The organism is Psychrosphaera algicola (genome assembly GCF_028401425.1).
GTDB classification, from domain to species: domain Bacteria; phylum Pseudomonadota; class Gammaproteobacteria; order Enterobacterales; family Alteromonadaceae; genus Psychrosphaera; species Psychrosphaera algicola.
In genome coordinates this window covers 4,623,735-4,648,314 of sequence record NZ_JAQOMS010000002.1, presented here as the reverse complement: position 1 = coordinate 4,648,314, position 24,580 = coordinate 4,623,735, and the positions used below count along the sequence as shown (strand labels likewise).

Genomic DNA, 24,580 nt, shown 5'->3' with positions numbered 1-24,580 from the left:
CGGTTATCGCACCAATCGTCCTAACATAGATAAATTTATTTTACTTATTCGGCGATTTGCCCTTGTAATCGGTGTGCGAATTAGAGTAAAAACGTAACTAGCTACGATCAATAAGTTTTGAAGTGAGAAAATACGATGGAGAAGAATTCGCCAACCATGTTATCCGGTGCGGAAATGGTAGTGCAAGCGTTAGAAGACATCGGGGTAAAACACCTGTTTGGTTATCCTTATGGCGCGGTATTAGATATATACGACGCTTTGTTTGAACATAATAAAATAGAACACATTCTTGTCCGTCACGAACAAGCCGCCGTTCACGCTGCAGACGGTTATGCTCGTGCTACAGGTGACGTAGGTTCTGTCCTTGTGACCTCAGGTCCAGGCGCAACCAATACCATTACCGGCATCGCAACAGCATATATGGATTCTATCCCACTTGTTGTATTGTCTGGTCAAGTTCCAACCACTGTTATCGGTGAAGACGCATTCCAAGAATGTGACATGGTGGGTTGTTCTCGCCCTATCGTAAAACACAGCTTTTTAGTGAAACGAGCTGAGGATATTCCTGAAGCTATCGCTAAAGCCTATTACATTGCAAAAACAGGTCGACCGGGCCCTGTTGTTGTCGATTTACCTAAAGATATCGTCAATCCAAAAATTAAAGCGCCTTATGTAATGCCTGCTGAAATTAATATGCGGTCATATAACCCAACGGTTAAAGGTCATTCAAAGCAAATCAAAAAAGCGGCAGAAATTTTATGTGCCGCTAAACGCCCTATTTTGTACACCGGTGGCGGTATTGTAATTGCCAACGCATCTGAACAACTCACTGCGCTTGCAGAAAAACTAAATGTACCGGTAACAAATACTTTAATGGGGTTAGGCGGTATTTCTGGCGTTCATCCTCAGTTTGTTGGCATGTTAGGTATGCACGGCACGTATGAGGCAAATAAATCAATGTCCAACGCTGATGTGATTTTTGCCATCGGTGCCCGATTTGACGACCGTGTAACCAACAACGTTGCTAAATTTTGTCCCAATGCAACTATCGTTCACGTCGATGTAGACCCAACGTCTATTTCTAAAACCATTCCAGCGAATGTGCCAGTGGTAGGTGAAGCGAAAAAGTTATTGAACAATTACTTGCTTACATCGACAGTCATGATCTCAATACGGACCCTGAAGCCATGTCAACTTGGTGGAAGACGATTAACGATTGGCGTGCAGAAGACAGTTTGGCTTATAGCAAAATTGACAACCAAATTATGCCGCAACAAGTCATTGAATCGCTTTACAAGGTGACAAATGGTGATGCTTACGTTACGTCAGATGTCGGTCAGCACCAAATGTTTGCTGCATTGTACTATCCGTTTAAAAAACCACGTCAATGGATTAACTCAGGTGGTCTAGGCACAATGGGCTTTGGTTTACCTGCTGCTATGGGGGTTAAATTAGCGTTTCCTGATGCTCATGTCGCCTGTGTGACAGGAGACGGTTCAATTCAAATGAACATTCAAGAACTAGCGACGTGTTTACAATACGGTATTCCAGTTAAAGTGATTAACATCAATAACTCTGCTTTAGGCATGGTTAGACAATGGCAAACCATGTTTTATGATGGACGTCATTCTCATTCTTATATGGACTCACTTCCAGATTTTGTCAAACTAGCAGAGGCCTATGGTCATGTTGGTATCCGTGTGACAGACCCAGCGAAACTAGATCAAGCCATGGAAGACGCCTTTGCAATGAAAGACAAATTAGTCTTTATGGATATTGTTGTTGACCAGTCAGCACATGTTTATCCAATGCAAATCAAAGGTGGAAAAATTGACGATATGGTTTTAGCACCTAAGGGCAAAGTCGCAGGGGAAATTCAAGGGGAGAAAGAATAATGAGACGCATCCTATCTATTTTATTGGAAAATGAAGCTGGTGCCCTTTCTCGCATTGTTGGATTGTTTTCGCAACGTGGCTATAACATTGACAGTTTAACTGTGTCTAAGACCGACGACGACAGCTTATCGCGTATTACGATTACAACGGAAGGCGATCAACGTGTTATCGAGCAAATTACCAAACAAGTCAATAAGCTTGTTGACGTTTTAAAGGTTCGAGAACTAACGGAAAGTGCTCATGTTGAACGTGAAATCGTGCTTGTAAAAATAGCAGCTGACACAAACGAACAACGTGAAGAAATAAAACGCTGTGCCGATATTTTCAGAGGCCAAATTGTGGACGTAGCAAGCCGTGCTTACACCGTTCAAATGCTCGGTACTTCTGGTAAAGTCGACGCCTTTATCGATGTTATGAGAGATAACGGAACGATTATTGAAACCGTACGCTCTGGCGTAGTTGGTATCGGTCGTGGTGAAAAGGCATTAAAACCTTAAGCCACTTCATTAACTAATCCATACTAAAAGGCCAAATTCAAGAATATTGAATTTGGCCTTTTTATTTGACTGAAATCGATTGTATAACTCAGTTTCAGCACTATTTATTTTATTAATCTATCTCGTCTAAAAACGCTTCATCAAACTCTTCAGGTTCTTCAAGCGGCGGGTTGCCGTCGTGAAGTTTGAAATTCTGGTTTTGGTAATAAACCTCTTTGACAAAAATGTAAGAGTCTACAGAATTCTCAATCATACCCTCTTGCGCGATTAAATCAGCACGAGTGTAAACGGCTTTAATACCCGTTTTTAACAAGGCTGCTGGCCAATCAAGTAAATACAGTGGAAAGATTTGACCATCAATAAAATCCCCGTACCGTCTCGAATAGTTGTAGGACCGTAACCTAGGATCATAACGTAAGGTCCGTTACCAACACCATAAATACCCATAGTCTGCCCTGCATCTTCTTTGTGGCGTTCTATTCCCATATAGTCAGCAACGTCAATCAGGCCAAAAATTCCCACCGTAGAGTTAATCAGGAAACGACCTACTGCTTTACCGCTATGTTTTACTTTACCTTGCAGTAAGCTATTTACCGCATAACCTGGCTTCTTCAAGGTTCGTCACAAAATTACGGACACCTGTTTGAGCTGGTCTTGGCAAATATTCTGAATAACCAACGGCCAAAGGTCTTAATACGTATTTGTCTAAAACATTCCAGTTAAAATCCCATAATGAACGGTTCATCGACTCAAACGGGTCACGTTCATCAACAATAGGGGCTATCACTTGTTCCGTGTTGGTCGCATCCACAGGTTGTGGCTCTGGCGTTTTGGCACAGGCAGACAACAACAATACGAAAGTGATTAAAACGACTTGTTTAATCCAAGTTGACTTCATTTTGTTTCCTTATTAATAACTATCGTAATAGGTTCATTTGCTGAGGGCTTAATATCAAGTAACTCTCCTTGCCACTCCCCTGCGGTCAAACCAGCCGCTTCGTCAATCGACAAACGAGCTGTAATATTAACTGAACTCTGATCCGATAACTTCACATCTGGTAACATGATATCCGAATCAGATAAATTAACTGTCAACGGGAAATTGCTTATTGGCAATTTTTTCACGGCGACAGGAACCGGACTTGACGCTGACTTGGCGAATAAAAATAAATAACGAAATTGTGTTCCAGACGCCGTAACGCGGTCATCTAGTTGCACTGTAATTGTTAATCCATTTTGTATGTCGTTAGTTTGCGTATCAGGTGTTTGTGTACCTGTGCTTTGATTAATAAATTCAATTCGTTGACGTAAAGCGACAGTGCGCTCGTCATCAGCATTAAGCTGAGACAATGCCAATTCAAATGCTTCTTTCGCATTATCAAAACGTTTTAATAGTAGGTTACTTTCACCAAAAATGATCAAAGCCATCATATTATCTGGTTGTAAATATAATGCTTCGCGCAATATGTTTACTGCTTTACCCAGTTCAAAGTCCTCTCCTTTTAAATAAAGAGCCTGTGCGTAATTGACAATATTGGTTACGCTTTTAGGATCTCTATCGTAGGATTTTTTGAATGCATCTATCGCAGAGTTTATATCGTTTAAAGCCAATAAAGTACGACCTAATAACATCCATCCAATCGCTTCGTCTTTTACCGCTAATTTTGTTCTTAATCCCAAAGCGAAACTTTGCAATTCTTGAACGGTCGGTGCTTGGTTTTGATTTTGAATTATTTTTTGAGTTAAATCAGGTAACTCATCAATTGAATCCTGCCAATTAGACAACTTTGTATAATTGCCATAAAACAAATAAAACCCAGAGATAAATACAACAAACAGAACCGATATTAATATTTTTGAACTGAAACCAAATTCATTAATAATCGTGGGTTGTACCTTATTCTCTTTGGTCAGTTCGAATTTAGTGGTCAGTTTTAATTCGGTAACTGCAAACTCGTATTGTTGCTGAGTAAAACGGCCTTGTTCTAGTTCGTCTGTTAATTCTGCAAGACGTTGTTCAAACCACTGCGCCGAAGCATTACGTTTATGGCCAAATTGGCTGAATCGAAATAGCGGTACACATATAAACACTAACGCGACAATGCACATTCCGATAAAACTAAAAAATAGACTGCTCACGGATTGTTCCTCGTCGTTTCTGCGTTTTGTAGGTCACTAACTTCATCTAACAAATTATCAAGTTCTGAATTTAATCCCGCGGTGTCGGTGGCATTATCAACTTGCATTGACAGTCGACTGCGTCGCCACAATAAAATGATACACATAAGGATGAAACCTACTGGGATAGCCCACAACATAATTGTAGCGATATTAACTGGTGGGCGATAATGAGCAAATTGTCCGTAGCGATTAATCATATAGTCAACAACTTGTTGTTTGCTTTTGCCTTCTTGTAATAACAATAAAGCTTTTGCCCGCATATCTTTTGCAACAATGGCATTTGAGTCTGCAATATTCTGGTTTTGGCATTTAGGACACCGCAACTCTTTTATAAGTTCCCGGTATTCGGCTTCTTGCTTAGGATTGTCAAACGTCACCATTTCGTCAAAGCCATAAGATTTAACGCTAACCAGTGAAGCTAGGATCACGATTAATATTGAAATTGATTTCATCATTGCATTTCATTCCAAATTGGTGCCAATTTATCGCGCCAAACTCGCTCATTAACATCTCCCATATGGTGGGCTTTGATTACCCCATTTGAATCCATCAGAAAGGTTTCAGGAGCGCCCGTGACACCCAAATCTAAAGACAAAGTGCGGTCGAGATCTAATATATGAAATTGATAAGGGTCACCAAGTTGAGCTAGCAATTGTTTAACTTCAATTTGGATCTGAGGAATATTTGCAAATTGACCAAACTCAGGCGCGTGATTTTGATCGTAATAAATACCGACAACCTTAACGCCATATTCCGTTTTAATTTTTGTCAAAAAAGGCAGTTCATATTTACAAGTAATGCACCAGGTACTCCCAAACATTAAGGAGCACTTTTTCACCTCTTAGTGTTTGTAATGAGTGAACTTTTTCTTCATTCATTAAATCGGGTAATTGAAATTCAGGGAACGACTTACCAACCACTGCGGAGTCGCGTTGACGAGGATCGCTAAATAAGCCTTTTAGTAAAAAGCCAACTAAGATCACAAAAATAATCAAGGGGAGAAACAAGCTTAATTTATACTTCATTACACAATCTCCGCGGCGGCAGAACTACGCATTCGAACAGACGGCTTTTGCTGGCGGTACCGCTTGTCAGCGACTATCAATGCTCCTGCAAATGCGACAACAATACCACCAAACCAAAACCATCTGACATAAGGCTTAAGATGCAAACGTAAAGCCCATCCTTTATCAGGAAGCTGCTCGCCTAGTGAAATATAAATGTCGCGGAAAAATGTCGCGTCTATCGCTGCTTCTGTCATAGTATTGCGTTGTACAGGATAAAAACGCTTTTCAGCCAACAAAGTGGATACTTCTTGTCCTTGTTGTGTGATATCAATTTGCGCCGCCCATCCATCATAATTTGGACCTTTAACATCTTGTAGTTTTACAAATTTAAAGTCAAAACCAGAAAACGATTCGCTGCCACCCACAAACATTTTCACATCCCGTTCTGTAGAATATTGACTCGTTAAGCCAACTCCTGCAATAACAAAGGCCAAACCGACATGCCCTAAGACCATAGCAAAATGACTTAAAGGCAACTTGGTTATGCGAACTTTTTGAGTCGTCTTTACCAGCTCAACGGCGGTGAAAAGTATGATCCACCAGAATAAACTTGTCGATAACCAAGCAAGCCCTTTAACCTCACCAAATTCGACAACTAACCAAAGGTAAGACAGAGCGACCGACGCCAAACAAATAATCAACGGAGTAGCCACAAATTTATTCGGTTTGTCTTGTTTCCATCGAATGTGTGGCGCAATACCGATTAATAATGCAAATGGCACAATGAGATAAGTAAACATCTGATTAAAGAAAGGTTCGCCTATTGAAATGGTACCAAGACCAATTTCTTTATGCACAAGAGGTAGCAAGGTACCTAATAAAACAATGATGGTCGCAGCAACTAAAAAGACATTGTTAAGCCAAAGGCTAGATTCACGAGAAAAAATAGAAAACTTGCCAACACTTTTAATTAATCCTGCTTTTAAGCTATACAACAACAAACTGCCGCCAATCACAATCGCCAGCAAAACAAGAATAAACACACCTCGTGCAGGGTCCGTTGCGAAAGCATGAACCGAAACAATGACGCCAGAACGAACTAAAAATGTGCCCAATAGACTTAACGAAAACGATGCAATGGCTAAAAATACAGTCCAACTTTTAAAGGCATTTCGTTTTTCGGCAACAGCTAATGAGTGCAACAAAGCCGTTGCAACAAGCCAAGGCATTAAAGAAGCGTTTTCTACTGGGTCCCAGAACCACCAACCGCCCCAGCCGAGCTCAGAATAAGCCCACCAAGAACCAATGGTGATGCCGAGTGTTAAAAAGCCCATAAGCAACAGCAGTCCATGGACGTGACCATTTAGCCCACGTAGAGTCAAGATCGCCACTTAACAAAGCCGCAATTGCAAAAGAGAAACAAATACTCATTCCAACATAACCCATGTACAACAAAGGTGGGTGTATGATCATACCAATATCTTGTAATAGCGGATTTAAGTCAGCGCCATCGACCGGAAAAAACGGTAATGTACGGTCAAACGGATTAGAAACCGTAATGATATAAGCGTAAAACCCAACACAAATCCAGCCAATCACCATCAATACACGCGTACGCATTGTCGTAGGTAACGATTTAGACCACACGGCCACTGCGCAGGCCCAGCCAGACTGCATTAACAACCACAACAGGAACGAACCTTCGTGACTACCAAAAGATGCGGCAAACTTATACTGAACCGGCAATGCAGAGTTGGAGTTTTGAGCGACATTTAATACCGTAAAGTCGTCGGTAACAAACGCGAAAACAAGGCATAAAAATGCAAACAAGGTGAAAACAAAAAGGCCAACCGCTAAATTAGGGGCTGTTTGCATTAACCCCATATTTGACTTACGAAGACCGATAAACGGCAGTATGGATAACAGTAAACTAAATCCGAATGCGATATAAAGCGCAAAATTACCTAACTCTGGGATCATATTAATACTTTCTACTAGTTAACTTTGTAAACTTTATAAACAGCTTTTTGCCGTCTATTATGAGTCTGGTCGTTACGACCAGTGGTATTTTAATTTTTCGTAGTCTTCGATAAATGCCTGAAGATCCGAAATAAAACGCGGCATTGTAACATAATGAATTTGCCGCTACCTAGATATTCAGGCAAACTGATCACTAAATTTGCCACTTTTTGGTACTTTAAGAACACGCTCATAAGGTATTTATTGTGTCGCATATTCCAAGTTCTTCACAATTAGGACAAGTTACCCAAAACCGTGCTGCTGATGTATCTATTGCATTAGTATCGTCACCTATACGGGCTGTCGCTAAAGTAGATCAACATCTGCTCCTCACGGTCCAGAATATGCCTCAATTGACAAACATCGATATCTCGCCAAAACGGGTTTCCATTAACCAACGTCAATTATTAGATTCTCAAACCGTATTATTAATGCAAGCGACGACTCGATTAGAAGTTTATCTACCCTCCTCTCTTCGACCAGCGAACTTAACTCTCAATCCGGCAATGACGGTGCTGATGACGCAGTACCTCAGTAGACAACAAAATGATAAAAATGTTTCAGTGCCAAAGGAAATAAATAAACTTTTATCGCAATTAACGGGGTTAGCTCATCTAAACTTGATCATCGGCTTACTCAACTGGAACTGAGAAACAACCAACTAACCGCCTTACTATTCATGGATGACCCGATAACGGAAATAAGCGCCAGTAAAAGGCAAATTGGACAAACAAACCAAGACAGTAGTTCGTCACTTCTAAATTTAATTATTTTGTTAGACGAAAAAGCCAAATCACTTATTTCAATAAAACAGCAATCGAGTTCAAATAACGATCAGAAGATAGAACAACAATTACTTTCATTCGACTTTCAAATCACCTTAGAAAGTATTGGAATTGCGCGTTGTAATGTCCGTTTACGTAATCAAAATTTGCAATTCACCAATACGTGTTCGTCTGCGGTCATGCTTGAGCGTGTGAACAGCTGTTGGCCCCTTTTACAAAATAGATTTACCGCATTAGGGTTTGAATGCCAAGCCAACTTCGCAGTCGACAGTGCGTTAATTCAACCGTCGCCGGCTAAATCTACTGGTTTAATAGATATTAAGATATGAAAAATCATCATCATAAAAATACCGAAGCACTGTCTTTAGTTTACGATGGTTTTAGTGCACCTGAAATCGTCAGTAAAGGTTACAACGAACTCGCTGATCAAATTATTGAACACGCACGTGCCCATAATATATTGATACATAAAGATGAGGTATTGTTTAAACGGTTAGAAACAATGGCGGTAGGTGACAAAATCCCTCCAAATATGTACGTCGTCATCGCTGAACTTATCGCCTTTAGTTATTTACTTAAGGGTAAATTTCCAGATTCCTAGCAATAATTTGAATCGAAACCGTCTGTAGTTGACGATAAATTTTTGACATAAAAAACCTCGAATAAATCGAGGTTTTTTGTTTTTTATACCAAAGCGGTATTAACGTTCAATTTCTGCACTTAGTCTAGCCGACTCAATAAATGCTTTGTTTGTCGCTTGAGATAAAATGCCGGCAACTTGTTCACCAGCATTTTTATCGCCATTAACATTGACATCTACGGCTTTTAAAACAACAACAGCTGCGCTGCCATTGGCCATATCAACCCAGTCTGAGCTCGTAGCGTCAGTTGCTGGTTTAGGCATTGTAAACACATGTTCTTTAACCGCTCTATCAACAGCAGTATTGTTACGATCTACACGAGTAAACGTTTCCGCAGCCAATGATGAGTCCGTTGTATAATCAAACCCTTCAGAGATTTTAGCTAATAGCGCTTTAGCTTGCTCCTGAGCAAGTTCTGACGCTTTTGTTTAGTTAATGCGCTTGTCACTAACCCTTTAACTTCTTCTAACGTCTGTGGACGCGAGGCTTCATGCTCTAGGGCACGAACAACGATTGACTTGGTATCACTCAATTCAATCAGGTCACTATTTAGGCCTTCAGAAATAAAGTCGACATCAAAGACTTTGTTCACTAATAGAGGATTGCTTAAGTCACCCGTTAATTGATAACGACTCGCTAATTTTTGAGTGCTTAATTCTAAACCAGCTTCTTTAGCTGCGTCAGTAAGATCGTCCGGTACTTCAAAGGCCACTTCTGTCACTTTAGTTTGTGCTTCAATATACAATTCAGTAACTTTAGATTGACGTGCTTCTTCAGCAATAGTTTCTTTTACTTCAGCAAATGGCTTAACAACTTCAGGTGTTAACTCTGTTAACGTAATGAAATGCTGACCGCCGTCTGTTTCTACTAATGGTGAAACTTCACCAACTGTAGATAATGACGTTACTGCTGAGTCAAATGCGTCACCAAATACGCCAGATTCGAAATATTCTAAGTCACCACCGTTTTCAGCACTGAATGAATCTTCAGATAAAGACTTAGCTACGTCAGCGAAATTTTCGCCCGCATCTAGCTTAGCTTGAATTTCAGCAACCTTAGCTGCATCGCCAGATTCAACTAGAATATGTGAAATACGACGTTTTTCAGCTGTTGTAAACTCAGCAATATTATTTGTGTAATACGTTTTCAACTCTTCTTCTGAGACAACAACTTTACTTGCAAGTTTTTCGCTGTCGATCAAAATATATTCAAAAGAGATTTTTTCCTGCGTCTGGTAGCGAGATGCATTTAATTCAAAATAATTTTTGATGTCTGCTTCTTCAAGCGTAATTGACGCTTCTAATGCTTTTGCATCAAATTTGACTAAGTCAAATGAACGAGTTTGATTAAACAAAGCGGCAAATTGTTGCTTCTCTGACGGTAATACAAATTCAGAGCCCATTACAGAGCCTGCAAATTGCGTACGGCTCAATTGTTGACGTAACATTTCACGGAATTGACTAGCTGAATATCCCGCTTGGCGTATTTTTGCCAAGTAAATATCATTGCTAAATTCACCAGCGAGTTGGAAAGCTGGCATTTCGATAATTGCTTTACGAATTTGTTCGTCGCTAACGCGTACGCCAATTTCTTTAGCTTGTTGTTTTTGTAGCTCTTCAACAACTAAGTTATCAATAATTTGTTCGCGGTAAGTTGCAACATAGGCTTCGTCGGCAAATAATTGCTCTACCATTTCACCATATTGTGATTGCAATTGTTGACGACCATTTTGATATGCCTGATCAACTTCAGATTTGGTGATTTCAACACCATTAACTGAAATAACTGTGCTATCCGATGTACTATTTATATAACTACCGATACCACTAATGGCAAAGGTAAAAATAACTAAACCCAATACGGATTTGGCAACGATTCCTTGAGAACCTTCTCTAATTCTTTCTAGCATTTTCACTTCTCTTAGCTGAACTGGAATTCAAATCAAACTAACAATATAGGGTCAATATTGTTGACCTCAATCCCTAGCCTATTATAAAAAAGCGCATCTTACCAGATGCGCTTTAATGCTTGAACCTTTAATTAGTAGAACAGTGGAAACACGACCTGAATAACAATGTGTGTTCCAGCACAACAGTCAATGATTATAGAGACTTTAATGCGTTTCCGTTTAATTAAAGAGTTTTAATTAGTTACAAGCGTCTTTTAACGCTTTACCAGCTTTAAACGCTGGAACTTTTGCTGCTGCAATTTCAATTGCTGCGCCTGTTTGCGGGTTGCGTCCAGTTCTTGCAGCTCGATCACGAACTGTAAAAGTACCAAAACCAACAAGAGCGACAGAATCGCCTTCCGCTAATGCGCCAGTTACGGCTTCAATGAATGAATCTAATGCACGACCAGCAGAAGCTTTTGAAATGTCAGCGCCTTCAGCCATTTTTTCGATCAGTTGAGATTTGTTCACAATATCATCCCCTATAATTTTTAAATTTTTTAATTTTTTTATTAACAGCTAGGTTTATCACTCAGGCTGTAGTCCATTATGAGTATCATCGGACTGTATATTTAAGGTCTGGAAAATTAGTCTCCTAATCCCCCTAGAGGCAATAAACTAGCACAGTCCGAGGTTTTGAAAAGCCTTTTTAGTAAAAAATTGCTTTTTTCACCTTTTTTGATTTTATGCGCAATTTTCGGTCGAAATTCGTTCTACAGGCTGACTTAATGCCACATTGAGCACCTCATCAATCCATTTAACAGGAATAATCGTAAGGTCTTTTTCACGTTATCAGGGATCTCTTCGAGGTCTCTTTCGTTTTCGTGAGGGATTAGAACCGTTTTAATGCCACCGCGATGTGCCGCAAGTAATTTTTCTTTCAGACCACCAATTGCTAGGACTTCGCCCCGCAATGTAATTTCACCAGTCATTGCAACATCAGCTTTCACTGGATTTCCTGTTAAACTAGACACTAACGAAGTTACCATACCAACACCGGCACTTGGGCCATCTTTTGGAGTTGCACCTTCTGGTACGTGAATATGAATATCGCGTTTCTCAGAAAAGTCAGTGTTAATACGAAGCGATTCGGCACGGCTTTTAACTACTGTTAATGCCGCTTGAATCGATTCTTTCATTACATCACCTAACGAGCCCGTATAGACGAGCTTGCCTTTGCCTAGGACAGTGGCACATTCAATAGTTAACAAGTCACCGCCAACCTGAGTCCATGCTAGGCCAGTTACCTGCCCTATTCTGTCGTCGCCTTCAACTTTTCCATAATCGTAACGACGAACACCCAAATAATTATTTAAATTTGCGGCGTTGACAGTCACTGATGTTGTGTCTTTCTGCGTTAATATTTCAGTTACGACCTTGCGGCAAATTTTTGAAATTTCACGTTCTAAACTACGCACGCCAGCTTCACGCGTGTAATAGCGAACAATATCTACAATTGCATCTTCCGTTAAGTCAAATTCACCGTCTTTAAGGCCATTACGCTTTTTCTGCTTACTTAATAAATGTTCCAGCGCAATATTTACTTTTTCGTCTTCGGTATAACCAGCCAAACGAATAACTTCCATACGGTCTAATAATGGGCCTTAGTATATCCATGCTGTTTGATGTGGCGACAAACATGATGTCAGACAAATCATAATCAACTTCTAAGTAGTGGTCATTAAACGCTGAGTTTTGCTCTGGGTCTAAAACTTCCAACAATGCAGACGATGGGTCGCCACGCATGTCCGAACTCATTTTATCGATTTCGTCTAATAGAAACAGTGGGTTTTTAACCCCAACTTTCGACATTTTTTGCACAATTTTACCCGGCATAGAGCCAATATACGTTCTTCTATGACCACGTATTTCAGCTTCATCACGCACACCACCTAATGCCATGCGAACATATTTACGTCCAGTCGCTTTAGCAATTGATTGACCAAGAGATGTTTTACCAACACCTGGAGGACCAACTAAACATAAGATTGGCCCTTTTAATTTACTTGTTCGTTGCTGCACCGCGAGATACTCGACAATACGTTCTTTAACTTTATCTAATCCGTAATGGTCAGAATCTAGAATATCCTGCGCTTTATTTAAGTCTTTTTTGACACGTGACTTTGCTTTCCAAGGTACGTTTGTCATCCATTCAATGTATCCACGAACCACAGTGGCTTCCGCAGACATAGCTGACATCATTTTTAATTTCTTAAGTTCTGAGCGTGTTTTAAGCTCAGCCTCTTCTGGCATTTCAGCTTCAACGATTTTTTGTTCTAATGAATCAAACTCGTCAACGCCGTCTTCAGTCTCGCCTAATTCTTTCTGAATGGCTTTCATTTGCTCATTCAAATAATATTCACGCTGACTTTTTTCCATCTGCTTTTTAACTCGGCCGCGGATTTTTTCTCCACTTGCAACAAGTCTATTTCGCCTTCCATCAATGCCATTAAATATTCGAGACGTTCACGAACATCTTCAATTTCTAATGCTTTTTGTTTCTCTTCAACTTTTAACGGCATATGGGATGCCATGGTATCGGCTAAGCGGTCTGCATCGTCGATACCAGAAACAGATGTTAATACTTCAGGCGGGATCTTTTTATTAAGCTTAATATAGCCTTCAAACTGATTAATCGCTGAGCGGATCAATACTTCTTGCTCGCGTTCATCAGCTTCAAACACTTGAATTTGCTTAATGTTCGCTTCGAAATATTCGCCAGTTTCAGTATATTCACTAATTTTTGCGCGATAGTTTCCTTCGACAAGAACTTTAACGGTGCCGTCAGGTAATTTTAGCATCTGCAAAATAGTGGCTACTGTTCCAACGGTAAACAACTCTTCAACAGTTGGGTCATCAGTCGTTGGGTCTTTTTGAGCAACGAGAAAAATCTTTTTGTCTTTTTCCATAGCTTGTTCTAAACAGGCAATGGACTTTTCACGCCCAACAAAAAGTGGAATAACCATATGTGGGTAGACAACAACATCCCTTAAGGCTAAAACGGGGATATTAGAATTTGCGGGATCATGGGTCATATCAATGAATTCTCTGGATTCTGTTAATTACTAAGTATATGGGGCGGAGGAGAAAAAGTTCAATTGCTAAAACAAAAAAGGAGTCAATTGACTCCTTTTTAATCGTTCCTGCTATTCAGGTACCGCTTTTGATTGTGAATTATCGTAAATAAGAATGGGATCTGAATCCCCGTCTATTACAGAAGCGTCCACAACAACTTTAGAAACATCGTCCATTGAAGGCAATTCATACATTGTATTTAACAATACACCTTCAATAATTGAACGAAGTCCACGCGCACCGGTTTTACGTTGCATTGCTTTTGCCGCAATTGCAGCTAAAGCATCTTCACGGAATTCAAGTTCGACGTCTTCTAATTTAAATAACGCACCATATTGTTTTGTTAGCGCATTCTTAGGTTCGCTTAAAATTTGTACCAAGGCATCTTGGTCTAGCTCACCTAATGTCGCAACAACTGGCAATCGACCAATAAACTCTGGTATCAAACCATATTTTACTAGGTCTTCTGGTTCAACATTTTGGAAATGTTCGGTTAACGTTTTAGCGTCAGCCATCGATTTCACTTCAGCGCCAAAACCAATTGCGGTGCCCGTTTCTGAGCGAGCTTCAATCACTTTATCTAGGCCTGCAAATGCACCACCACAGATAAATAAAATCTTCGAAGTATCAACCTGCAAAAATTCCTGCTGCGGATGCTTTCGACCACCTTGAGGCGGTATAGATGCAACTGTACCTTCAATCAGTTTTAACAACGCTTGTTGAACACCTTCACCCGACACATCACGAGTGATTGACGGATTGTCAGCCTTGCGAGAGATTTTGTCGATTTCGTCAATGTAAACAATACCGCGTTGGGCTTTCTCCACATCGTAATCGCATTTTTGCAAAAGCTTTTGAATAATGTTTTCAACGTCTTCACCAACATAACCGGCTTCGGTTAATGTCGTAGCATCAGCCATTGTAAACGGAACATCCAATAAGCGAGCTAATGTCTCTGCCAATAATGTTTTACCACTACCAGTCGGTCCGATTAGCAAGATATTACTTTTACCTAATTCAACGTCTAATTCGGTTCCGGCATTTTTAAGACGTTTATAGTGATTATAAACGGCTACAGACAATACTTTTTTGGCATGTTGTTGGCCAATAACGTAGTCGTCTAAATGCTTACAGATATCCATCGGAGTCGGTAAAGCTGAGTTATCACGCTTTGGTGATATCTCTTTTATTTCTTCGCGAATAATGTCGTTGCATAAATCAACGCATTCGTCACAAACATAAACAGAAGGGCCCGCAATCAGTTTTCTTACTTCATGCTGGCTCTTGCCGCAAAATGAACAATACAGTAGTTTGCTGTCGTTATCTGTATGCTCTGACATAAAGTCACCTCACTTTGCTAGCTACAAAACACTACTTAAGCGTAGTCAATAAAATTATATTTACCTATATCGGTCAATAGTAAATATTATTTAGTTTCACGGCTAGTTAAAATAGAATCAATTAAACCATAATCAAGGGCTTCTTGAGGGTTTAAGAAGTTATCACGGTCTGTATCTTTACATACCTTTTCAAAAGGTTGACCAGAGTGATCTGCCATTAAACGGTTTAAACGTTCTTTAATGGTTAAAATCTCTTTTGCATGGATTTCAAAATCAGACGCTTGGCCTTGAAAACCACCCAAAGGTTGATGGATCATCACCCGTGAGTTTGGCAAACAATGACGTTTACCTTTTGCGCCACCAGATAGTAAGAACGCGCCCATACTTGCTGCTTGTCCCATACATATCGTTGCGATGTCAGGTTTGATGAAATTCATCGTATCATAGATAGACATACCCGCTGTGACACTACCGCCTGGAGAATTAATATAAAGATAAATATCTTTATCAGGATTTTCAGACTCTAAAAACAATAATTGCGCACAGATTAAATTCGCCATGTGGTCTTCAACTTGACCAGTAAGAAATATAATGCGCTCTTTTAACAAGCGGCTGTAGATATCGTACGAACGTTCGCCTTTGGCTGTTTGTTCAACAACCATAGGAACTAATGCACTTAGTACATCAGCAGGGTTACCGCCAGCCACAGTATTTGTGTGGTTAAACATAGACCTTCCTTAAAAACAAAAATGGCTCGAAATACATTTAGTATATCGAGCCATTTAACCTTGTGTTCAACCCCTAAGTCAATCGGGATTTCACATTAAGCTTGTTGAGGGTTCATTATTTCATCAAAGCTTACAGTTTTGTCCGTTACTTTTGCTTTTTCTAAAATCAAGTCAATGGCTTGATCTTCAGTTGCTAGGCTACGGATGTTTTGTAATAACTGCTCGTTTGAGTAGTAATGTTCAATAACTTCTTCAGGTGCTTCATAAGCAGACGCTTGAGTGTTAATAATTTCTTTAACACGGTCTTCGTCGGCTTTAATTTCGTTAGTTTTGATGAACTCACCAAGTAAAAGACCAGTACGAACGCGATCTTTAGCTTGCTGTTCAAACAACTCTGCAGGAAGGTCTGGCATGTTTGCTGGGTCCATTTGACCACCGAAACGTTCCATAGCTTGCTTGCGCAAAGTTTCAACTTCTTGGTCGATTAACGCTTTAGGCACGTCAATTTCATTTTTCGCCAATAAGCCTTTGATAGTTGATTCTTTTACTTTCGCTTTAAGTGCTTGAGAAAGTTCACGAGTCATGTTGTTTTTAACTTCTTCTTTAAGTGCGTCAACGCCGCCCTCTTCGATACCAAATTTAACAACAAATTCGTCGTTTAATTCAGGAAGTACTTGAACTTCAACTTTATTAACCGTTACAGCAAACTCAGCGTCTTTACCTTTAAGGTTTTCAGCGTGGTACTCTTCAGGGAATGTAACGTTTACTGTTACTTCTTCGCCTGCTTTCTTACCGATGATATCATCTTCGAAACCAGCGATCATACGGCCTTGGCCTAACTCAAGACTAAAGTCTTCAGCTTTGCCGCCTTCAAATTCTTCACCGTCAACTTTACCAACAAAGTTAATTGTAACTCGGCTACCGTCAGTTGCCGCTTCAGCTGTTTCTTCCCATGATGCTTGTTGCTTACGCAATGTTTCCATCATTTTAGCAAGATCTTCGTCAGTTACTTCAGCAACTAGACGTTCAATTTCAATTTCTTCAACCGCTTGCACTTCAACTTCTGGGAATATTTCAAACGTTGCAACGAATACTAAGTCTTCGCCACGTTTCATGTTTTTAGGTTCGAAATAAGGCGCGCCAGCTGGATTTACTTTTTCTTGAATTACAGCTTGGATGTAGTTTTGTTGCATTTGCTCTTGAGCAACTTCAGCAAAAACTGATTGACCGTAACGTTTTTCAATTACAGTAACAGGAACCTTTCCTTTACGGAAACCATCGATACGCGCAGTTTTACCAACTTCACGTAAACGTTTTTTAACTAGTTCTTCGATTGAACCTGAAGGAAGCGTAATTGTAAGACGACGCTCTAAACCTTGAGTCGTTTCTAATGAAACTTGCATTTTCTACCTCAATTATTTTTATCTTGATGGCCGGAAGTTGTAAATCATAGACAACGGCCCGAATTCATGTTCTTAAAATGACGGCGCATTATAGCCATGTCTTTATTAATCGTCCATCCAAAACACAGCCAAATGACTTAAATAATGAGCAAACGAGTAAATTAATTTGATTTTTTTGACTTTACGGAGAAATGTGGACTTTAAAATGGATTTAATGGTCGGTGTTGCAGGATTCGAACCTGCGACCCCTTCGACCCAAACGAAGTGCGCTACCAAGCTGCGCTAAACACCGACAAATAAAAGTATTGGTGCGGAAGGAGAGACTTGAACTCTCACACCTTGCGATACTGGAACCTAAATCCAGCGCGTCTACCAATTCCGCCACTTCCGCAAAAGATGGGGTGACTGATGGGACTTGAACCCACGACAACCGGAATCACAATCCGGGGCTCTACCAACTGAGCTACAATCACCGCTATAGGACGTGTCAACGAGAAATGGCGCACCCGGTAGGATTCGAACCTACGACCGACGCCTTAGAAGGGCGTTGCTCTATCCAGCTGAGCTACGGGCGCATAACCTACGGGAAATATTTCAAAAATTTAAAGTGGTCGGTGTTGCAGGATTCGAACCTGCGACCCCTTCGACCCAAACGAAGTGCGCTACCAAGCTGCGCTAAACACCGACTTTAAATCTTTGAGAAATTGCTTCCTCGCGACAGGGCGGCATATTACGGATAACCCCTTTTGCAGTCAAACACTTTTTGAAAGATTTTTATCGTTTGGCGATTTTTACAGCAAATGAGTTAACTTTAACCAAGTTTTGTCTAAAACACATGCAAATTTAAGATAAACCTCAACATTGTCTCTATTTATAAATGCGAACGTTCTTTAAAAGGTTTACAATTCACTCAGTTTTTAGCATTTATTTTAGAGAGCGGTATGACTGCAAAATTAATTGATGGCAAAGCAATTGCCAAAACAGTAAGGGATAAAGTTAAAACTGGCGTCGCTGCACGCGTCAAAGCCGGTAAACGAGCGCCTAGGCTTGCTGTGATACTCGTTGGACACGATCCGGCGTCACAGGTCTATGTAGGCAACAAAAACGCGCCTGCGAAGAAGTGGGCTTAGTTTCTAAGTCTTTTGACCTGCCAAGTGAATCAACTGAACAAGAGTTATTGACGTTAATAGACGAATTAAATGAAGATAATGAGATAGATGGCATTTTAGTGCAACTTCCTTTACCTCATGGCTTAAACGTAGAGACCATTTTGGAACGTATACATCCACATAAAGATGTTGACGGTTTTCATCCATATAATATTGGCCGTTTAGCGCAACGTGTCCCTGCCCTTCGCCCTTGCACGCCAAAAGGCATAATGACATTGCTGGCTAATACCAGTACAGAATTTAAAGGTAAACATGCCGTTGTTGTTGGCGCGTCTAATATTGTCGGTCGCCCGATGTCCTTAGAATTATTACTGGCGGGTTGTACAACAACTGTTTGTCATAAATTCACAAAAGATTTAGAACAACAAGTACGTCGCGCGGAAATTTTGGTTATTGCTGTAGGTAAACCAGAATTTATTCCAAGGTACTTGGGTTAAAGAAGGTGCGGTCGTTATTGATGTTGGTATAAATCGATTAGAATCAGGAAAATTAGTTGGTGATATTAAATTTGACGACGCAGTTGAGCGTGCAAGTTGGATAACACCTGTCCCTGATGGTGTTGGACCAATGACAGTGGCTTCACTAGTAGAAAATACGTTAGAAGCCTGTGAAAAGTTCCACAGCAAATAATTGAGTAGACGCTATTTTGAGAAATTAACATTTTCAAAAGCTAGAATTAAAAAGGCCAGATTAAATCTGGCCTTTTTAGTTTGAGTCACAACAAAGACAATTAATTCTCTTCGTTATGCATTTCCAAACCATTATCTAATGGCTCTGGACGATTTGCTTTGGCATTATCATTACGCGTCGTTTCTAATGACTCAAGATAATTTTGGTCAATATCGTTAGTAATGTAGTTACCGTTGAAAACCGAAGTTTCAAATGACACTAATGAATCATTTTCTTCTCGTACTGCAGATTCTAAATCTTCAAGCGATTGGAAAATAAGTTCATCGGCACCAATCATCTCAGCAATTTCTTCAACATCACGCCCGTGGGCAATTAGTTCATTAGCCGACGGCATATCGATACCATACACATTTGGAAAACGAATTTCCGGAGCCGCAGAGGCAAAGTAAACTTTTGCCGCGCCCGCTTCTCGAGCCATGTCGATAATTTGCTCCGATGTGGTACCACGTACAATCGAGTCATCAACTAACAATACATTTTTACCTTTGAATTCAACTTCAATGGTATTTAATTTACGGCGTACAGACTTTTTACGCTCTGCTTGACCCGGCATGATAAACGTTCGGCCAACATATCTGTTTTTACAAATCCTTGGCGATACGGTAAATCAAGTTCGTGGGCGATCTGTAGTGCAATATCGCAACTTGTTTCTGGTACAGGCACAACGACGTCGATGTCTAAGTCAGCCCATTCACGCTTGATCTTACGGCCTAAATATTCACCCATCTTGACACGAGAACCATAGACTGAAACATCATTAAGTCGCGAATCTGGACGAGCAAAATAAACGTATTCAAATATACACGGAACACATTTAGCGTTGTCAAAGCACTGTTGAGTAAACAACTCACCTGACTCAGAAATATAAATTGCTTCATCAAGGCGCAACATCTCGCACCAACTTAAAACCATCGATATCAAGTGCAACACTTTCAGAGGCAACCATATATTCGATACCATCTTCGGTTTCACGTTGACCCAGTACAAGTGGGCGAATACCGTTAGGATCTCTAAATGCTAATAAACCATGACCAATAATGACTGAAACAACAGCATAAGCACCACGGATAACTTGATGAACTCGAGAAACCGCGTTAAAAATATCATCCGGTTTTAACTCTAACAATTTAGATTCACATAATTCATGTGCCAAAATGTTAAGCAACAATTCAGAATCGGAAGTTGTATTGATATGACGGCGAGCTTCTTTGAACAACAATTCACGTAACTCAGCAGCATTGGTCAAATTGCCGTTATGAGCAAGAGCAATACCAAAAGGTGAGTTAACATAGAACGGTTGAGCTTCAGAAGAACTAGAGCTACCCGCAGTTGGGTAACGAACATGGCCAATCCCCATGTTGCCTTGTAAGCGTTGCATATGACGTTCTTGGAACACGTCACGAACAAAACCGTTGCCTTTTCTCAATCGAAAATGACCATCATCAATAGTCACAATACCAGCGGCGTCTTGCCCACGATGTTGTAATACTGTTAATCCATCATAAATAATTTGATTAACAGAAGATTTTCCAACAATTCCCACAATACCACACATGATTAGCTCTCCATCAATGTTGTGTCGACAATAAACTTGAATTTTGTTGTAACAATTCGAAGAACCAATCAACTACGATTGTAAATTCTGGAATCAGTACAGATGTTTTCCACCAATCAGCACCGTTAGCGGGCGTCATAGTGTCTAGAAATAATAATGTAGCCGCAACGATTAATACGCCACGTAACCCACCGAACACCATGCCGAGCATTTTGTCAGTGCCACTTAAACCTGTGTAATGGACAATCTCTGATAACAAATGATTAATCAGAGCACCTAAAATGAGAGTAATTACAAATAGAATTGCGATAGCAGCGCCATTGCGCACGAGTTCTTTTTCGATACCCGTTAGATAAACAGCAAGATCGGCATAGAAGCGACTTGCTATGAAGAAGGCAGAAACCCAGACGGCAAGAGACACCGCTTCTTTTATAAATCCACGAACTAAGCTTATTAACGCCGAAATAGCAACAATAGCGATAATCGCGTAATCGATCCAAACCATTAAAATTTCGTTTAACCTGCTGGGTAAATTTCGGCGCGAATTCTAACAGAAGCCAAATTCACAAGCCACTACTTTATCGGATCGTAGCGGGTTATTTTCCCCTCTACATCGGCAATTTCTTTTATCTTGGCTTGCGCTAAAATAAGGACATCTTTATTTAACTCTGGACCTAAATAGACCTTAGACAAGACGCCCCCTTGGTCTGCACAGGTTTGGTAAACGTTTTTAGCCCTGCATCTGCTAGCTTTTGTCGCAATACATTGACATTCTCTTTGTGCTTAAAACTACCAAGCTGCAATATCCAAGCTGGTTCTTTAAATTTGACTTGATTACTAACCGGCGTTGGTGTTGATGCTGATTGGAAATTCGATGTTTCTTCTTTTAAAGTCGATACTTGGGTCGAATCCCCTTTTTCAATAATATCAGCAGCCGCAACATTCACACTGCCGTCTTGATTAACAGACTGCTTTTCTGATTCATTATCAGGGTCACTTGGCTTTGTATTATTTACTGGCGCGTTTAACATTGCATCAGATATTTGCTGCGCTGGAAATTCGGTCAAAATCGGCTGTTCATTAATTTCCGGTTTCGCTGGGACTTTTTAAACTCTTCTTTTGTCAGTTGTTTTTCACCGTCGAGTAGGTCTGGCAAAAAACAACACCTGCGATTACGATGATCAACATACCAACTAAACGTTGCTTAATTATTTCACTCACAAAAATCCCTAACCTTTTACATCATTACACGACAAAATTTCAGCCACAGTGTAAAACGAACCAACGCCAAGTAAAAGCGTATCCGCATCTATTTTTGTCGATGCACTTCTCCACGCTGACTTAACATCGTCGTGTATTACAATATTTGTTTCACCTATTTTAGCCAATTGCTGCTTGATGACATCTTTGGTTGCAGCCCTTTTGTTGTCTTTAAGTGAACCTAAATACCAGTTCCGGACATGTGGTGCTAAACATTTTAGTGAAGCTTCAATATCTTTATCTGCCATCATGGCAAGAACCACATCGATTTGTTTGATCTGTGCAAACTTTGGGTGCGTTTTTATAGTATCAATTAAATAATTTAACGCATGGGCGTTGTGCCCGACATCGACCATAGCCAAACCGGTTGGTACTTTGGGCTGAGCTTCAATGACACTGTCAGGTGTGATGCTCGCTGCATTTACGGATTGGGCTTCATCATCAATCGATATCAATTGCATGCGGCCATACAATGAGATTGTTGAACATAAAGACTGTAACGAGCTTAAGTCGAGCTCGATACCTAACAAATTTAGCCCTACAATTGCGGTAGCCACGTTTTGAATAGGGATCAGAGGTCTAGGTAAGTTTGCAAAGTTAAATGTGTTACAGGACAACTGCCAGTGTGTTTGGTCTTTTGAATAACTCACCTGATAATCGCGTCCTGCAACTATCAAGTCACTGACGTTTAAATTTCCAGCTTGTTCAAACACCGTAACTGGTGGCTCTATCATTCCCACCAGTGCCGGTTTATCGGCGCGGAAAATACCGGCTTTTTCAAAACCAATTAATTCAATTGTGTCGCCTAACCAATCAGTATGATCAAGTCCTAATGACGTCACTATCGATAAGTCATGGGGAGAATATTTGTTGCATCTAGTCGACCACCTAGGCCAACTTCAACTAATACGTAATCTAATTCTGCTTGCTTAAAAATAGAAAACGCGGCCAATGTACCGTATTCAAAATACGTCAGTGGTGTCGTACCGCGAATTTTCTCTATATATTGAAATGCTGCAACATGCTGCTCATCGCCAAGCAAAGAATCATTAATACGCACGCGCTCATGGTAAACGTGCATATGCGGGGAACTATAGACACCGACCGAAAAACCTTTATCGAGCAAATACTGCTCCATAAAACGAATCGTCGTGCCTTTGCCATTAGTTCCGGCAACTAGAACAATTTTCGATTTACCAAAGGTTGTCAGTTGGCCTTGTTCCGCAACGGCTCTAACCCGTTGTAATCCCAATTCAATCTCTGCTGGATGTTGAGACTCTAAATAAAAAAGCCAGTCATTAAGAGACTGGCTTGTAGGACAAGTTTGAATTGTCTTTTGTGTTGTCATTACGCCATTCTGTGTTCTTTTTCCAATGACGGTAGTTTACACATTTTTGCGAACAAACGTGCAACAGTATTTCGCATTTCGCGTCGGTCAACAATCATATCAATTGCACCATGCTCTAATAAAAACTCACTGCGTTGGAAACCTTCAGGTAATTTTTCACGAACCGTTTGTTCGATAACTCGAGGGCCCGCAAAACCAATCAATGCTTTAGGTTCACCAATATTAACATCGCCTAACATCGCCAAACTTGCAGAAACACCACCCATAGTAGGATCGGTTAATACTGAGATGTAAGGGATGCCTTTTTCGCTTAACTTAGCCAACGCCGCACTTGTTTTTGCCATTTGCATTAAAGAAAATAAGGCTTCTTGCATACGTGCGCCACCTGAGGCAGAAAAACAAATAAATGGAATGTTTTCATTCAAACAAACATTTATCGCTTGCACAAACTTTTCGCCAACAACCGTAGCCATTGACCCGCCCATAAAAGAAAATTCAAACGAAGCAGCAACGCAAGGCACGCCTTTTACACGACCTTTCATTACTATCATTGCGTCTTTTTCGTTACTTTGTTTTTGCGCCGCTGAAATACGGTCTTTATACTTTTTGGTGTCTCTGAAAGACAATACGTCTTGAGGTTCAAGATCCGCAGCTATCTCTACTTTTTCACCTGAGTCTAAAAATAATTCTAAACGCTTGCGACCAGTCAAACGCATATGATGGTCACATTTAGGGCAAACGCCTTGTTCTTTCTCTAAATCATTTTTATATAAAATAGAGTCACAACTTGTACACTTTGTCCAAATCCCTTCTGGGATGTTGCGTTTAGTTGATGTATTTGTTCTTGGAAGGATCTTTTCTATCCAGCTCATGTGATTGCTACCTGTGTAATGCTGTGGTCAATATGGGCCATTTATCTAGATGGGCAAGGCGTTTAAACGACTTGAACTCCATCAAATATTTAGACCGACGTCAAAATTGGCCCTATTAAACCACAATGTTTATGAAAAGAACTCATTAAACTGGTCTTATTTGTCGA

The 24,580-nt window shown here is 40.3% G+C and carries 21 protein-coding genes, 5 tRNA genes and 6 pseudogenes; 6 read left to right on the top strand and 26 right to left on the bottom strand.

Annotated elements, in window-relative coordinates:
- The first annotated feature begins 156 nt into the window (after positions 1–156).
- Positions 157–1,895: pseudogene (locus PN838_RS25530) on the top strand (acetolactate synthase 3 large subunit).
- Complete coding sequence (gene ilvN / locus PN838_RS25525; RefSeq protein WP_215964833.1) at positions 1,895–2,392, top strand: acetolactate synthase small subunit; 498 nt, start codon at positions 1,895–1,897, stop codon at positions 2,390–2,392. The pseudogene PN838_RS25530 and the gene ilvN overlap by 1 nt, the downstream one beginning before the upstream one ends.
- 112 nt (positions 2,393–2,504) lie before the next feature.
- Here the strand turns inward: ilvN and PN838_RS25520 are convergent.
- From PN838_RS25520 to PN838_RS25495, 7 genes and pseudogenes are all read right to left on the bottom strand, one after another.
- A pseudogene (locus PN838_RS25520) lies at positions 2,505–3,007 on the bottom strand (MlaA family lipoprotein).
- Positions 2,979–3,290, bottom strand: a complete 312-nt coding sequence (locus PN838_RS25515) for an MlaA family lipoprotein (RefSeq protein ID WP_272182439.1) — start codon at positions 3,288–3,290, stop codon at positions 2,979–2,981. Before PN838_RS25515 ends, PN838_RS25520 begins: the two are co-directional and overlap by 29 nt.
- Complete coding sequence (ccmI, locus tag PN838_RS25510) at positions 3,287–4,531, bottom strand: c-type cytochrome biogenesis protein CcmI (protein WP_272182438.1); 1,245 nt, start codon at positions 4,529–4,531, stop codon at positions 3,287–3,289. Before ccmI ends, PN838_RS25515 begins: the two co-directional genes overlap by 4 nt.
- The gene (locus PN838_RS25505; RefSeq protein ID WP_272182437.1) at positions 4,528–5,028 is read right to left on the bottom strand and encodes a cytochrome c-type biogenesis protein; all 501 of its coding nucleotides are present in this window, start codon (positions 5,026–5,028) and stop codon (positions 4,528–4,530) included. Before PN838_RS25505 ends, ccmI begins: the two co-directional genes overlap by 4 nt.
- On the bottom strand, positions 5,025–5,345 hold the full coding sequence (locus PN838_RS26815) for a thioredoxin domain-containing protein (protein ID WP_334313454.1): 321 nt from the start codon (positions 5,343–5,345) through the stop codon (positions 5,025–5,027). The genes PN838_RS25505 and PN838_RS26815 overlap by 4 nt, the downstream gene beginning before the upstream one ends.
- Positions 5,346–5,361: 16 nt before the next feature.
- A complete protein-coding gene (locus tag PN838_RS26810; protein WP_334313453.1) occupies positions 5,362–5,598 on the bottom strand; it encodes a thioredoxin domain-containing protein in 237 nt (78 codons plus the stop codon).
- Positions 5,598–7,560, bottom strand: a pseudogene (locus tag PN838_RS25495) (heme lyase CcmF/NrfE family subunit). Before PN838_RS25495 ends, PN838_RS26810 begins: the two are co-directional and overlap by 1 nt.
- Before the next feature lie 245 nt (positions 7,561–7,805).
- On the opposite strand from PN838_RS25495, the gene PN838_RS25490 reads away from it, so the two are divergent.
- From PN838_RS25490 to PN838_RS25480, 3 genes are read left to right on the top strand one after another with little or no spacing between them, the layout of a single operon-like run.
- The gene (locus PN838_RS25490; RefSeq protein ID WP_272182436.1) at positions 7,806–8,249 is read left to right on the top strand and encodes a hypothetical protein; all 444 of its coding nucleotides are present in this window, start codon (positions 7,806–7,808) and stop codon (positions 8,247–8,249) included.
- A gap of 29 nt (positions 8,250–8,278) precedes the next feature.
- A complete protein-coding gene (locus PN838_RS25485) occupies positions 8,279–8,713 on the top strand; it encodes a hypothetical protein (protein WP_272182435.1) in 435 nt (144 codons plus the stop codon).
- Positions 8,710–8,985 carry an EscU/YscU/HrcU family type III secretion system export apparatus switch protein gene (locus tag PN838_RS25480; protein WP_272182434.1) on the top strand — a complete coding sequence of 92 codons (276 nt, stop codon included), beginning with the start codon at positions 8,710–8,712 and terminating at the stop codon, positions 8,983–8,985. The genes PN838_RS25485 and PN838_RS25480 overlap by 4 nt, the downstream gene beginning before the upstream one ends.
- Before the next feature lie 99 nt (positions 8,986–9,084).
- Here the strand turns inward: PN838_RS25480 and PN838_RS25475 are convergent, their stop codons facing one another.
- The 12 genes and pseudogenes from PN838_RS25475 to PN838_RS25420 all read right to left on the bottom strand — a co-directional run bounded on the left by PN838_RS25475 (position 9,085) and on the right by PN838_RS25420 (position 18,204).
- Positions 9,085–9,366, bottom strand: a complete 282-nt coding sequence (locus tag PN838_RS25475) for a hypothetical protein (protein WP_272182433.1) — start codon at positions 9,364–9,366, stop codon at positions 9,085–9,087.
- Between the two features lie 41 nt (positions 9,367–9,407).
- Positions 9,408–10,934, bottom strand: coding sequence for a SurA N-terminal domain-containing protein (locus tag PN838_RS25470; RefSeq protein ID WP_272182432.1), 1,527 nt, complete (start codon positions 10,932–10,934; stop codon positions 9,408–9,410).
- 237 nt (positions 10,935–11,171) lie between these two features.
- Positions 11,172–11,444, bottom strand: a complete 273-nt coding sequence (locus tag PN838_RS25465; protein ID WP_215964825.1) for an HU family DNA-binding protein — start codon at positions 11,442–11,444, stop codon at positions 11,172–11,174.
- 213 nt (positions 11,445–11,657) lie between these two features.
- Positions 11,658–14,008, bottom strand: a pseudogene (lon, locus tag PN838_RS25460) (endopeptidase La).
- Positions 14,009–14,119: 111 nt separating this feature from the next.
- A complete protein-coding gene (clpX, locus tag PN838_RS25455; protein WP_215964823.1) occupies positions 14,120–15,388 on the bottom strand; it encodes an ATP-dependent protease ATP-binding subunit ClpX in 1,269 nt (422 codons plus the stop codon).
- An 86-nt stretch (positions 15,389–15,474) separates the two neighbouring features.
- Entirely contained in the window at positions 15,475–16,116 is a 642-nt protein-coding gene (clpP, locus tag PN838_RS25450) for an ATP-dependent Clp endopeptidase proteolytic subunit ClpP (RefSeq protein ID WP_215964822.1), read from the bottom strand.
- A 95-nt stretch (positions 16,117–16,211) separates the two neighbouring features.
- Positions 16,212–17,519, bottom strand: a complete 1,308-nt coding sequence (gene tig, locus PN838_RS25445; protein ID WP_215964821.1) for a trigger factor — start codon at positions 17,517–17,519, stop codon at positions 16,212–16,214.
- Positions 17,520–17,734: 215 nt separating this feature from the next.
- Positions 17,735–17,811: transfer RNA gene (locus PN838_RS25440), tRNA-Pro, on the bottom strand.
- A gap of 14 nt (positions 17,812–17,825) precedes the next feature.
- Positions 17,826–17,910: transfer RNA gene (locus PN838_RS25435), tRNA-Leu, on the bottom strand.
- Positions 17,911–17,916: 6 nt separating this feature from the next.
- Positions 17,917–17,992, bottom strand: a tRNA-His gene (locus PN838_RS25430).
- 25 nt (positions 17,993–18,017) lie between these two features.
- A tRNA-Arg gene (locus PN838_RS25425) sits at positions 18,018–18,094 on the bottom strand.
- 33 nt (positions 18,095–18,127) lie between these two features.
- Positions 18,128–18,204 (bottom strand) — tRNA-Pro (locus PN838_RS25420).
- Positions 18,205–18,460: 256 nt separating this feature from the next.
- Between PN838_RS25420 and folD the strand changes: the two are divergent.
- Positions 18,461–19,318, top strand: a pseudogene (folD, locus tag PN838_RS27775) (bifunctional methylenetetrahydrofolate dehydrogenase/methenyltetrahydrofolate cyclohydrolase FolD).
- 100 nt (positions 19,319–19,418) lie between these two features.
- Here folD and purF read toward each other — a convergent pair.
- From purF to accD, 7 genes and pseudogenes are all read right to left on the bottom strand, one after another.
- Positions 19,419–20,933 (bottom strand): annotated as a pseudogene (purF, locus tag PN838_RS25400) (amidophosphoribosyltransferase).
- Positions 20,934–20,946: 13 nt separating this feature from the next.
- On the bottom strand, positions 20,947–21,438 hold the full coding sequence (locus PN838_RS25395; protein ID WP_215964818.1) for a CvpA family protein: 492 nt from the start codon (positions 21,436–21,438) through the stop codon (positions 20,947–20,949).
- 68 nt (positions 21,439–21,506) lie between these two features.
- Complete coding sequence (locus PN838_RS27770) at positions 21,507–21,626, bottom strand: SPOR domain-containing protein (RefSeq protein ID WP_370661072.1); 120 nt, start codon at positions 21,624–21,626, stop codon at positions 21,507–21,509.
- Positions 21,608–22,000 carry an SPOR domain-containing protein gene (locus PN838_RS25390; RefSeq protein WP_272182429.1) on the bottom strand — a complete coding sequence of 131 codons (393 nt, stop codon included), beginning with the start codon at positions 21,998–22,000 and terminating at the stop codon, positions 21,608–21,610. Before PN838_RS25390 ends, PN838_RS27770 begins: the two co-directional genes overlap by 19 nt.
- A 162-nt stretch (positions 22,001–22,162) precedes the next feature.
- Positions 22,163–23,035 carry a glutamate ligase domain-containing protein gene (locus tag PN838_RS25385; protein ID WP_272182428.1) on the bottom strand — a complete coding sequence of 291 codons (873 nt, stop codon included), beginning with the start codon at positions 23,033–23,035 and terminating at the stop codon, positions 22,163–22,165.
- On the bottom strand, positions 23,035–23,541 hold the full coding sequence (locus PN838_RS25380) for a hypothetical protein (RefSeq protein WP_272182427.1): 507 nt from the start codon (positions 23,539–23,541) through the stop codon (positions 23,035–23,037). Before PN838_RS25380 ends, PN838_RS25385 begins: the two co-directional genes overlap by 1 nt.
- Positions 23,541–24,413, bottom strand: coding sequence for an acetyl-CoA carboxylase, carboxyltransferase subunit beta (gene accD / locus PN838_RS25375; protein WP_215964815.1), 873 nt, complete (start codon positions 24,411–24,413; stop codon positions 23,541–23,543). The genes PN838_RS25380 and accD overlap by 1 nt, the downstream gene beginning before the upstream one ends.
- Between the last annotated feature and the right edge of the window lie 167 nt (positions 24,414–24,580).

Excerpts from the sequence above, each read along its gene's own strand:
- PN838_RS26810 (WP_334313453.1), bottom strand. The coding sequence starts at position 5,598 with ATGAAGTATAAATTAAGCTTGTTTCTCCCCTTGATTATTTTTGTGATC.
- accD (WP_215964815.1), bottom strand. The coding sequence starts at position 24,413 with ATGAGCTGGATAGAAAAGATCCTTCCAAGAACAAATACATCAACTAAA.
- ilvN (WP_215964833.1), top strand. The coding sequence starts at position 1,895 with ATGAGACGCATCCTATCTATTTTATTGGAAAATGAAGCTGGTGCCCTT.
- clpP (WP_215964822.1), bottom strand. The coding sequence starts at position 16,116 with ATGTTTAACCACACAAATACTGTGGCTGGCGGTAACCCTGCTGATGTA.
- PN838_RS25505 (WP_272182437.1), bottom strand. The coding sequence starts at position 5,028 with ATGATGAAATCAATTTCAATATTAATCGTGATCCTAGCTTCACTGGTT.
- PN838_RS25485 (WP_272182435.1), top strand. The coding sequence starts at position 8,279 with ATGGATGACCCGATAACGGAAATAAGCGCCAGTAAAAGGCAAATTGGA.
- clpX (WP_215964823.1), bottom strand. The coding sequence starts at position 15,388 with ATGTCAGAGCATACAGATAACGACAGCAAACTACTGTATTGTTCATTT.
- PN838_RS25515 (WP_272182439.1), bottom strand. The coding sequence starts at position 3,290 with ATGAAGTCAACTTGGATTAAACAAGTCGTTTTAATCACTTTCGTATTG.
- PN838_RS25395 (WP_215964818.1), bottom strand. The coding sequence starts at position 21,438 with ATGGTTTGGATCGATTACGCGATTATCGCTATTGTTGCTATTTCGGCG.
- PN838_RS25380 (WP_272182427.1), bottom strand. The coding sequence starts at position 23,541 with ATGACAACACAAAAGACAATTCAAACTTGTCCTACAAGCCAGTCTCTT.
- tig (WP_215964821.1), bottom strand. The coding sequence starts at position 17,519 with ATGCAAGTTTCATTAGAAACGACTCAAGGTTTAGAGCGTCGTCTTACA.
- PN838_RS25470 (WP_272182432.1), bottom strand. The coding sequence starts at position 10,934 with ATGCTAGAAAGAATTAGAGAAGGTTCTCAAGGAATCGTTGCCAAATCC.
- PN838_RS25480 (WP_272182434.1), top strand. The coding sequence starts at position 8,710 with ATGAAAAATCATCATCATAAAAATACCGAAGCACTGTCTTTAGTTTAC.